The organism is Xinfangfangia pollutisoli (assembly GCF_020179405.1).
Taxonomy (GTDB): Bacteria; Pseudomonadota; Alphaproteobacteria; order Rhodobacterales; family Rhodobacteraceae; genus Pseudogemmobacter; species Pseudogemmobacter pollutisoli.
Window position 1 is genome coordinate 35,595 of sequence record NZ_JAICBZ010000026.1, and the last position, 9,598, is coordinate 45,192.

Genomic DNA, 9,598 nt, shown 5'->3' on the forward strand with positions numbered 1-9,598 from the left:
TTGAGGAGGCATTCGCCCATGGATGAAACGGCCGCGCCCGCGCCCCGGCGCAAGAACATGCGCCGGGATGATCGCGACCAGCAGATCCTGGAAGAGGCGGTGAAATTCTTCGCCGAATGCGGCTTTGAAGGTCAGACGCGCGAACTGGCCAAGCGGCTGGGCGTGTCGCATGCGGTGATCTACCGGCATTTCGACAGCAAGGAGGCGCTGATCGAGCGGGTCTATGAACATGTCTATACCAGCCGCTGGCGCAGCGAATGGGAAGACTGGATCACCGACCGCAGCCAGAAGCTGGAAGATCGGCTGATCCGCTTCTATCGCGCCTATGCCGACTCCGTTTTCGAATATGAATGGGTGCGGATCTTCATCTCGTCGGGGCTGAAATCCTACGGTCTGCCGGCGCGCTATCTGGCGATCGTGCGCGACCGGATCATCCGCCCCGCCGTGGTCGAGGCGCGCCACGAGCTGGGCCTGCCGGCGCAGCCGCCCAGCGAGGCCGAGGAAGAGCTGTTCTGGGGCCTGCATGGCGGCGTCTTCTACATGGCGATCCGCAAATACATCTACGGCACCGGCATTGCCGAAGATGTCGGCGGCGCGGTCGAGCGCACGGTGCGGGCCTATCTGTCCGGCATCCCCGCGCTGATGAAGCAAGACGCGGGCGGCTGAGGCTTGGCGATCCCGCACCGCAAGCCCGATTGCGCGGCGTCCGGCTTGCGGCTACAGCTTCGGCGTCTGGTGCCCGCACCCGCGGGATAATCGGGAATGCGGTGCAAGGCCGCAACGTGCCCAACGCTGTAAGGTGGATGGGGCTGCATATGCCACTGGCCCCCGGGCCGGGAAGGCGCCGCCCCGCGCGAAACCGAGTCAGAAGACCGGCCAGACGGAACCGGGGCGGCTGTTGGTCAGCAGCCGGCCTGATTTCATGCAGGGGTTCTGCCATGCCGTCCGTCTTCTCCGCCTCTCTCGCCCCCGCCGGGCCGTTTTCCGAAGCCGAGCGCGCCGCCGTCTATCGCGCCATCTTCACCCGCCGCGACGTGCGCAGCCAGTTCTCGCCGCGTCCCGTCGACGAGGCCCTGCTGACCCGACTTCTGACCGCCGCGCATCACGCGCCCTCGGTGGGCTTCATGCAGCCCTGGGATTTCGTGGTGATCCGCGATGCGGCGGTGAAGGCGCGCGTGCAGGCCGCCTTTCGCGCCGCCAATGCCGAGGCGGCGGCGATGTTTCCCGACACCCGCCGCCCGCTTTATGACGCGCTGAAGCTGGAAGGCATCATCGAGGCGCCGGTGAACCTTTGCATCACCTGCGACCGCAACCGCGGCGGGCCGGTGGTTCTGGGCCGCACCCATGCGCCCGAGATGGACCTGTTTTCCACGGTCTGCGCGGTGCAGAACCTTTGGCTCGCCGCGCGGGCCGAGGGCGTGGGGATCGGCTGGGTCAGCATCTTCCGCGAAGGCGCCCTGCGCGAGATCCTGTCCCTGCCCGAAGGCGTGGTGCCGGTGGCCTATCTGTGCCTTGGCCATGTCGAGGCGCTGCATGACCAGCCGGAACTGCAGGCCCGTGGCTGGCGCGACCGGCTGGCGCTGGAAACCCTGATCCACCGGGATGGCTGGGGGCAAGGTGCGGGCTGAGGGACGCGCCATCGCCCTGCCCTGCCATTTCGGCGAATGGCTGCAGGGCCGGATCGGGCCGCAGGGTCCGGTCGCGCTGGTGACCCTGCGGCCCGAAGGCTGGGGGATGACCGGGCGGCGCCTGCCCGGGCCTTTGACCGCCTGCCGCTTTGGCGCGGGACAAGGCCGCATCGCCGCCCCGGTTCTGGCACGATTTCTTCGCGATCTGGGCCTGCCTGCAACCGGCCGCTACCTGTTGCGCCCGCGTTTCGCGCCGGGCCTGGGCACCGGCATGTCCACCGCCGCGCTGATCGCGGTGGCGCGTCTGGCGGGTTTTCGCGGGTCGGCTGAGGCCTTGGCCCGCGCCTGTCTGGCCGCCGAAGGCGCGAGTGATCCGCTGATGTTCGCATCCCCCGACCGCATGCTTTGGGCCTCGCGCCAGGCGCGGGTTCTGGCGCCGCTTCCGGCGGTGCCCCGCGCGCATCTGCTGGCCGGCTTCTGGGGCCCGGCCCTGCCCACGCGGGCCAATGACGACGATTATCCCGATATCTCGGACCTGCTGCCCGCCTGGGCCGCCGCGCCCGGTCTGGCCGGCTGCGCGGCCATCGCCCGCGAAAGCGCGCGGCGCTGTCTGGCCCGGCGCGGCCCGGCCGATGACCCGACCGAGGCGCTGGCCCGCGATCTGGGCGCGCTTGGCTGGGCGATGTCGCATTCCGGTGCGGCGCGGGCGCTGATCTTCGCGCCGGGCGGCATCCCCGAACATGGGGCAGACGTCTTGCACAGCGCCGGTTTGCGCGGCATCTGCCGGCTCAGGACCGGAACGATCTGACAGGGGGCAGGGCATGCGCGATCATGGCGGCAATATCGACCAGGCGATCCGCGCCTATGGCGGCGGCGACTGGATCGACCTGTCGACCGGCATCAACCGCCGGCCCTATCCGACGCCCGCGCTCAGCGCCGACGACCTGCGCCGCCTGCCGCCCCGCAGCGCCCAAGACGCGCTGCTCGATGCCGCCCGCGGCGCCTGGCAGGTTGCGCCCGGCTGGGCGGGTCTGGCGCTGGCCGGCGCACAGGCCGCGATCCAGCTGGTGCCGCGCTTGCTGCCGCGCGGCCGCGCGCGGGTGCTGGGCCCGACCTATAACGAACATGCGGCCACCCTGCGGGCCGAGGGCTGGGAGGTGGCAGACTGCCCGAAAGCCTCAGATCTGGATGGCGCCTATCTGGCGGTGGTGGTCAATCCGAACAATCCCGATGGCCGGGTGCTGACCCAGGCCGCGCTGACCGCGCTGGCCGGCCGCGTGGGGCTTCTGGTGGTCGATGAAAGCTTCGCCGATCCGCTGCCGGGCCTGTCGCTTCTGCCGCAGGCGCCCGGCGGCAATGTGCTGGTCCTGCGGTCTTTCGGCAAGTTCTACGGGCTGGCCGGGCTTCGGCTGGGCTTTGCCTTCGGCCCGGCGCCGCTGATCGACCGGATGGCGGCGATGTCGGGGCCCTGGCCGGTCTCGGGCCCCGCGCTGGCGGCCGGGCGGGCCGCGCTTTCCGATATCGGTTGGGCAAGGGCGATGGGCGACCAACTGGCGCAGGATGCCGCGCGGGCCGATGCGCTGGCCCAGGCCGCCGGCTGGGCGCTGGTCGGCGGCACGCCCCTGTTCCGCCTGTATGACACGCCCGATGCCGCCGCCGCGCAGGACCGTCTGGCCCGGCACCGGATCTGGAGCCGCAGCTTCCCCTATTCCGCCCGCTGGCTGCGCCTGGGCCTGCCCGGGCCCGAGCCGGAATGGCAGCGCCTGACAGACGCGCTGAGCAATTCCGGCACCTAGCGCGCCAGCGCCAAAAGCCCCGCCACGTCCAGATGCGCCTCAAGATGATCGGCCAGTGCGTCCAGCGTGGCCTCGACCGTCGCGGCATGGCTGCGCGCCGATGCGGCAATCCCCAGCCCGGCCAGATAGGCCGCCCGGAACGCGTCCGAGGCGAAAAGCCCGTGCAGATAGCTGCCGGCGATCCGCCCATCGGTGCTGAGCGCGCCCTCGGCCCGACCCTCGACATGGGCGAAGGGGCGGGCGCAATCGGGGCCCGAACTGCGGCCGATATGGATCTCGTAGCCCGAAACCTCCAGCCCGCTGGCGGCATGGGTGGCGCTGACCCGGGCAAGCCGCTTGTCGGGCGTCATGACGGTTTCCACCTCCAGAAGCCCAAGCCCCGGGGTTTCGCCGGCCGGCCCCTCGATCCCCTCGGGGTCGCGCACCACATGGCCCAGCATCTGATAGCCGCCGCAGATCCCCAGCACATGGCCGCCGCGCCGGACATGAGCGGCCAGGTCGATCTGCCAGCCCTGGGCACGCAGAAACGCCAGATCGCCCCGGGTGGATTTCGAGCCGGGGATGATCACCAGCCGCGCATCGCCCGGAATGGCTTCGCCCGGGCGGACCATCACCAGATTGACCCCCGGCTCGGCCTTCAGCGGGTCGAGATCGTCGAAATTCGCGATGCGCGACAGCATCAGGCAGGCCACGGTCACACCGCCCGGCCGCGCCGCGCCGGCAATGTCCAGCGCGTCTTCGGCCGGCAGCAGATGCGCCTGCGGGAACCAGGGCAACACACCATAGCCGCGCCAGCCGGTGCGCGCCTCGATGAAACGGTATCCGTCATCGAACAGCCGCGGATCGCCGCGGAACTTGTTGATCAGAAAGCCCGCGACCTGGGCGGCATCCTGCGGGTCGATCACCGCCTGCGTGCCCACGATCTGCGCGATCACCCCGCCCCGGTCGATATCGCCGGCCAGCACCACCGGCACATCCGCCGCCCGGGCAAAGCCCATATTGGCAATGTCGCCCGCGCGCAGGTTCACCTCGGCCGGGCTTCCCGCGCCTTCGACGATCACCAGATCCTGTGCCGCCGCAAGCCTGTGGAAGCTGTCCAGCACATGGGTCATCAGGCGCGGCTTCAGCGCCGGATAATCGGCGGCCCGCGTCGTCGTCAGCCGCCGCCCCTGCACCACGACCTGCGCACCGGTTTCGGATTCGGGCTTCAGCAGCACCGGGTTCATGTCGGTCACCGGGTCGAGCCCGCAGGCCAAGGCCTGCAGCGCCTGGGCACGGCCGATCTCGCCGCCATCCACCGTCACCGCAGCATTGTTCGACATGTTCTGCGGCTTGAACGGCGCCACGCCCAGGCCCCGCCGCCGCGCCGCCCGGCACAGGCCCGCCACCAGCATCGACTTGCCGACATTCGAGCCGCAGCCCTGGATCATCAGCGCGGGCATCGCATCCCCCTGACCGGGTGCGAGCGGAGAGTGCGGAAGCCTCCGGCGGGGATATTTTTGCAGAGAGGAAAGCCGAACCTGTCTTTGTGGGCTTCTATGGTGCTGGAATATCCCGGGCAGAGCCTGCGAAGGCGCCATCGGTTCCCGCCCGCCGGCGATGGGGCGCGCGCCGCGGGGGCGGGGGCCGGGCGCTGCGGCATCAGAATTCCACCCCCGGCTGGCCCTTGATCCCTGCGCGGAACGGATGTTTCACCAGCGTCATCTCGGTCACCAGATCGGCGGCCTCGATCAGCGCCTCTTTGGCGTTGCGGCCGGTCAGGCAGACATGGGTCAGCGGTGGCTTTTCATCGCGCAGGAAGGCCAGAACCTCGTCGAGATCAAGGTAATCGTAGCGCAGCGCGATGTTGATCTCGTCCAGCAGGACGAAGCGGATCTCGGGATCGCGGATCAGGTCCTTCGCCTTTTCCCAGCCCTTGCGGGCGGCGGCAATGTCGCGGGCCTTGTCCTGGGTTTCCCAGGTAAAGCCCTCGCCCATGGCGTGGAACTGGCAGAGATCGGCGAAATTCGCCTCGATCAACCGGCGCTCGCCCGTGTCCCAGGCGCCTTTGATGAACTGCACCACGGCGCAGGGCATGCCATGGGCGATGCAGCGCAGGATCATGCCGAAGCCCGACGAGGACTTGCCCTTTCCCGTGCCGGTATGGACGATGACCAACCCCTTCTCGCCGGATTTCCCGGCCATGATCTTGTCGCGCGCGGCCTTCTTCTTGGCCATCTTGGCGGCATGGCGGGCCAGGTCATCGGTCTCGGTGGCGGCGGCGGCGGCGGGAATGTCGGTGGCGTCGGCCATAGCGGCGGTCCTTCTTCTTGACACCTCCACGCGTTGTGGCATGGAAGGGGCGAGTAGCGCTGGTGCCTGTCGTAAGGCAGGCCAAAAGGGAATGCGACAGGATTTGCGACCGTCCGGGGGTTTCCGGCGTCGCCGGCCCGAAGCGCAGCCGCCCCCGCGACCGTGACCGGAAAGGTCTGTCCAATGCCACTGGCCGCAAGGCCGGGAAGGCGGGCAGAGCGCCGGGGAAGGGCCGATGCCCCGCCCCGATATCCGCAAGCCGGGAGACCTGCCAGCGCCCGGACTGAAACGCGCGGACGGGGTGAGCCGCGACCTTTCGGACAGGGATCCTTCCCTCCGGATGGCCGATTGCGCCCTGTTGCCGCGCCCTGCGCTGCGAAGGAGGGGCCGATGGGCGCCGTGCTACATGTCTGCATGACCTGCCGGGCCGGCCAGCCCGTGCCCGAGGGCGAGACCTGCCCCGGCGCGCGCCTGCATGCGGCGCTGCTGGCAGAAGGCGCCCCCGATGGGGTGGAAATCCGCCCGGTCGACTGCCTGTCGGCCTGCGATCACGGCTGCAATGTCGCGCTGACCAAACCCGGCGGCTGGTCCTATGTCTATGGCCGGCTGACGGCCGAGGACGTGCCCGAAATCCTGCGCGGGGCGGGGCTTTATGCCGGCGCCGATCAGGGAATCGTGCCCTGGCGCGACCGCCCGGTGATCTTCCGCAAGCAAAGCATCGCCCGCATCCCCCCGTTCGTCACCGCCGAGGAGGCCTGAATGACCGACCTGACCAAGATCCCCGTCACCGTGATCACCGGCTTTCTGGGTGCGGGCAAGACCACGCTGATCCGCCATCTGATGCAGAATCCGCAGGGCAAGCGGCTGGCGATTCTGGTCAATGAATTCGGCACTGTGGGGGTGGATGGCGAGATCCTGAAATCCTGCGCCGACGCGAATTGTCCGGTCGAAAACATCGTCGAGCTGGCCAATGGCTGCATCTGCTGCACCGTGGCCGACGATTTCATCCCGACGATCGAGGCCCTGATGGCGCTGCCCGAGCGGCCCGACCATATCCTGATCGAGACTTCGGGCCTTGCCCTGCCCAAGCCCTTGCTCAAGGCCTTCGACTGGCCGGCGATCCGCTCGAAGATCACCGTCGATGGGGTGGTGGCGCTGGCCGATGCCGAGGCGGTGGCGGCCGGGCGCTTTGCCCCCGATGTGGCGGCGGTCGATGCGCAGCGGGCGGCGGATGCGTCGCTGGACCATGAAACCCCGCTGTCGGAAGTGTTCGAGGATCAGATCGCCTGCGCCGATATCGTGCTTTTGTCCAAGGCCGATCTGGCCGGCGAGGCCGGTCTTGCGGCCGCCCGCGCGGTGATCGAGGCCGAGGCGCCGCGCAAGCTGCCGGTGCTGCCGATGACCGATGGCGTGATCGACCCGCGGGTGATCCTGGGGCTGAACGCGGCGGCCGAGGATGATCTGGCGGCGCGGCCCAGCCATCATGACGGCGCCGACGACCATGAGCATGACGATTTCGATTCGGTGGTGATCGAGCTTGCGGAAGTCGATGACATCGAGGCGCTGGTGGCCAAGGTTCAGCGCCTGGCGCGCGAGCAGCATATCCTGCGGGTCAAGGGCTATGTCGCGGTCACGGGGCGGCCGATGCGGCTGTTGCTGCAGGCGGTGGGCGAGCGGGTCCGGCATCAGTTCGACCGGCCCTGGGGGGCCACGCCGCGCCAGACCCGGCTTGTCGTGATCGCCGAACATCACGACATCGACGAGGCCGCCATCCGCGCCGTGCTGGGGGCCTGACGCCACGATGCATGTCGTCTTCCGCGAAAGCCATGGTCTGGACGAGGCGGAAACGCCCTTCGACCCCGGGCAGGACCCGGGCGACCTGGTGGTGCTGTCCTTTTCCGACAGCGACCTTGGGGCTTTCGCGGCGGGCTGGCATCGGGCGGCGGGCAAGCTGCCCTCGACCCGGCTGCAGAACATCGTCGCGCTTAAGCACCCCGTCTCGGTCGACACCTATGTCGAGCGCACCTTGTCGGGCGCCAGGGCGATCCTGATCCGGCTGATTGGCGGCGAGGCCTATTGGCCCTATGGCCTGGCCTCGATCCGCGATCTGGCGCAGCGGCGGGGCATCGCGCTGGCGGTGCTGCCGGCGGACGGGCGGCCCGATCCGGCGCTGGATGCGGCCTCGACCCTGCCGGTGTCGACGCTGCGGCGGCTGGCGGAATTGTGCGATGCCGGGGGCGCGGTGGCGGCCGAGGCGGCGCTGGCGCAGCTGGCCCTGGCGGCGGGGCTTTATGCCGGGCCGGTGCCGGGCAACAAGCGCGTGCCCGATTTCGGCTTTTACGACCCGGCGCAGGGGGTGATCGCCGCCCCGCCCGAAGGCGCGCCGGTGCTGGTCAGCTTTTACCGCAGCTATCTGACTTCGGCCGATACCGACCCGGTGGATGCGCTGATCCATGCGTTGCGCGCCCGGGGCCTGCCGGCCTGCGGCGTCTTCGCGCCCTCGCTGAAGGCGCCGGGCTTTCCGGACTGGCTGGCGGCGCAGATGCAGGCGCGCCCGCCCGCTGCGGTGATCAACGCCACCGCCTTCTCGGCCCGGGGCGATGACGGGACAACGCCGTTCGACGCCTTCGACGCGCCAGTGTTTCAGGTGGCCCTGTCCACCGCGCGGCGCCGCGACTGGGCGGGTTCGGATCGCGGCCTGTCGCCCGCCGATCTGGCGATGCATGTGGTCCTGCCCGAGGTGGACGGGCGGCTGTTCGCCGGGGTGATCTCGTTCAAGTCGCCCGGCCGGCGTGACCCGGATCTGCACTATGCCCGCTTCGCCCATCGCGCCGATCCGGCGCTTGTGGCGGCAGCGGTCGACCGCGTCTGCGCCCATCTGCAGCTTGCCGCCACCCCCGCGCCCGCCCGCCGCTTCGCGCTGGTCCTGTCCACCTATCCCGGCCGCGCCCATCAGATGGCCCATGCGGTGGGGCTGGATGCGCTGGCCTCGTCCGAAGCCGTGCTGACCGATCTGGCGGCCGCGGGCTATGACCTGCCGCCGCCCCCGCCTTTGGCCAAGCGGCTGACCAGCGCCTCGCTGTCCTGGCCCCTTTCCGCCTATCTTTCTGCGCAGCAATCGCTGCCCGAACCCCTGCGCCAGGACCTTGCCGCCGCCTGGGGCGCGCCCGAGGCCGATCCGGCCTTCCGCGATGGCGCCTTCCACTTCACCGCCCTGCAGCACGGGGCGGCGCTGATCGCGCTGCAGCCTGAACGCGGCGAGACCGCCGCCCGCGACGCCGAATATCACGACCTCTCGCGTACCCCCCGGCATGGCTACGTGGCCTTCTACCTGTGGCTGCGGGCGCAGGGTCTGGATGCGCTGATCCATATGGGCGCGCATGGCACGCTGGAATGGCTGCCGGGAAAATCCGTCGCCCTGTCAAAGACGTGCTGGCCCCAGGCGCTGACCGGCCCCCTGCCCGTCCTTTACCCGTTCATCGTCAACGATCCGGGCGAAGCCGCGCAGGCCAAGCGGCGGATCGGCGCGGTCACGATGGGCCACCTGCCGCCGCCGCTGACCTCGGCCAGCCTGCCGCCGGGTCTGGCCCGGCTGGAACGGTTGCTGGATGAATATTCCACCGCCGACGGGCTGGACCCGGCCCGCCGCGACCGGCTGATGCAGGATATCCGCGACGAGGCCCGCGCCAGCGGGGTGGAAGACGATCTGGGCCTGCCCCCCGGCGCCGGCATGGCCGAGGCGATCACCCGGCTGGACCGTTTCGTCTGCGACATCAAGGAAAGCCAATATGGCGACGGGCTGCATGTGCTGGGCCGCGGCGCCTGCGGGGCGCAGGAACGCGCGGGGCTTCTGGCCGCCCAGGCCCAGCCGAAGCATGCGGT

9 protein-coding genes and 2 riboswitches are annotated in these 9,598 nt (G+C 70.0%); of the genes, 7 read left to right on the forward strand and 2 right to left on the reverse strand.

Features of this window, described 5'->3' with window-relative positions:
• The first annotated feature begins 18 nt into the window (after positions 1-18).
• From K1Y73_RS10035 to cobD, 4 genes are all read left to right on the forward strand, one after another.
• Positions 19-666: a TetR/AcrR family transcriptional regulator gene (locus tag K1Y73_RS10035; RefSeq protein ID WP_225028158.1), complete on the forward strand. Its 648-nt coding sequence runs from the start codon at positions 19-21 to the stop codon at positions 664-666.
• 50 nt (positions 667-716) lie between these two features.
• Positions 717-895: riboswitch (cobalamin riboswitch) on the forward strand.
• 43 nt (positions 896-938) lie between these two features.
• Positions 939-1,628 carry a 5,6-dimethylbenzimidazole synthase gene (gene bluB / locus K1Y73_RS10040; protein ID WP_225028159.1) on the forward strand — a complete coding sequence of 230 codons (690 nt, stop codon included), beginning with the start codon at positions 939-941 and terminating at the stop codon, positions 1,626-1,628.
• Positions 1,618-2,436 carry a propanediol utilization protein gene (locus K1Y73_RS10045; RefSeq protein ID WP_225028160.1) on the forward strand — a complete coding sequence of 273 codons (819 nt, stop codon included), beginning with the start codon at positions 1,618-1,620 and terminating at the stop codon, positions 2,434-2,436. The genes bluB and K1Y73_RS10045 overlap by 11 nt, the downstream gene beginning before the upstream one ends.
• A gap of 13 nt (positions 2,437-2,449) precedes the next feature.
• Positions 2,450-3,424 (forward strand): threonine-phosphate decarboxylase CobD, encoded by a 975-nt coding sequence (gene cobD, locus K1Y73_RS10050; RefSeq protein WP_225028161.1) that lies wholly within the window; start codon positions 2,450-2,452, stop codon positions 3,422-3,424.
• On the opposite strand, the gene K1Y73_RS10055 is transcribed toward cobD, so the two are convergent.
• Together K1Y73_RS10055 and cobO are read right to left on the reverse strand one after the other, a co-directional pair.
• Complete coding sequence (locus K1Y73_RS10055) at positions 3,421-4,866, reverse strand: cobyric acid synthase (RefSeq protein ID WP_225028162.1); 1,446 nt, start codon at positions 4,864-4,866, stop codon at positions 3,421-3,423. The genes cobD and K1Y73_RS10055 overlap by 4 nt on opposite strands.
• A 199-nt stretch (positions 4,867-5,065) precedes the next feature.
• Entirely contained in the window at positions 5,066-5,716 is a 651-nt protein-coding gene (gene cobO, locus K1Y73_RS10060; RefSeq protein ID WP_225028163.1) for a cob(I)yrinic acid a,c-diamide adenosyltransferase, read from the reverse strand.
• Positions 5,717-5,759: 43 nt separating this feature from the next.
• Positions 5,760-6,006: riboswitch (cobalamin riboswitch) on the forward strand.
• 100 nt (positions 6,007-6,106) lie between these two features.
• Between cobO and K1Y73_RS10065 the strand changes: the two genes are divergently transcribed.
• From K1Y73_RS10065 to K1Y73_RS10075, 3 genes are all read left to right on the forward strand, one after another.
• The gene (locus tag K1Y73_RS10065) at positions 6,107-6,475 is read left to right on the forward strand and encodes a DUF1636 family protein (RefSeq protein ID WP_225028164.1); all 369 of its coding nucleotides are present in this window, start codon (positions 6,107-6,109) and stop codon (positions 6,473-6,475) included.
• On the forward strand, positions 6,476-7,510 hold the full coding sequence (gene cobW / locus K1Y73_RS10070) for a cobalamin biosynthesis protein CobW (protein ID WP_225028165.1): 1,035 nt from the start codon (positions 6,476-6,478) through the stop codon (positions 7,508-7,510). It begins immediately after the preceding gene.
• 7 nt (positions 7,511-7,517) lie between these two features.
• Positions 7,518-9,598: cobaltochelatase subunit CobN (locus K1Y73_RS10075; protein WP_225028166.1), on the forward strand; the 2,081-nt coding region annotated here is incomplete at its 3' end.

Coding starts and splice junctions, on each gene's coding strand:
- K1Y73_RS10035 (WP_225028158.1), top strand. CDS start 19: ATGGATGAAACGGCCGCGCCCGCGCCCCGGCGCAAGAACATGCGCCGG.
- K1Y73_RS10055 (WP_225028162.1), bottom strand. CDS start 4,866: ATGCCCGCGCTGATGATCCAGGGCTGCGGCTCGAATGTCGGCAAGTCG.
- cobW (WP_225028165.1), top strand. CDS start 6,476: ATGACCGACCTGACCAAGATCCCCGTCACCGTGATCACCGGCTTTCTG.
- cobD (WP_225028161.1), top strand. CDS start 2,450: ATGCGCGATCATGGCGGCAATATCGACCAGGCGATCCGCGCCTATGGC.
- K1Y73_RS10065 (WP_225028164.1), top strand. CDS start 6,107: ATGGGCGCCGTGCTACATGTCTGCATGACCTGCCGGGCCGGCCAGCCC.
- bluB (WP_225028159.1), top strand. CDS start 939: ATGCCGTCCGTCTTCTCCGCCTCTCTCGCCCCCGCCGGGCCGTTTTCC.
- cobO (WP_225028163.1), bottom strand. CDS start 5,716: ATGGCCGACGCCACCGACATTCCCGCCGCCGCCGCCGCCACCGAGACC.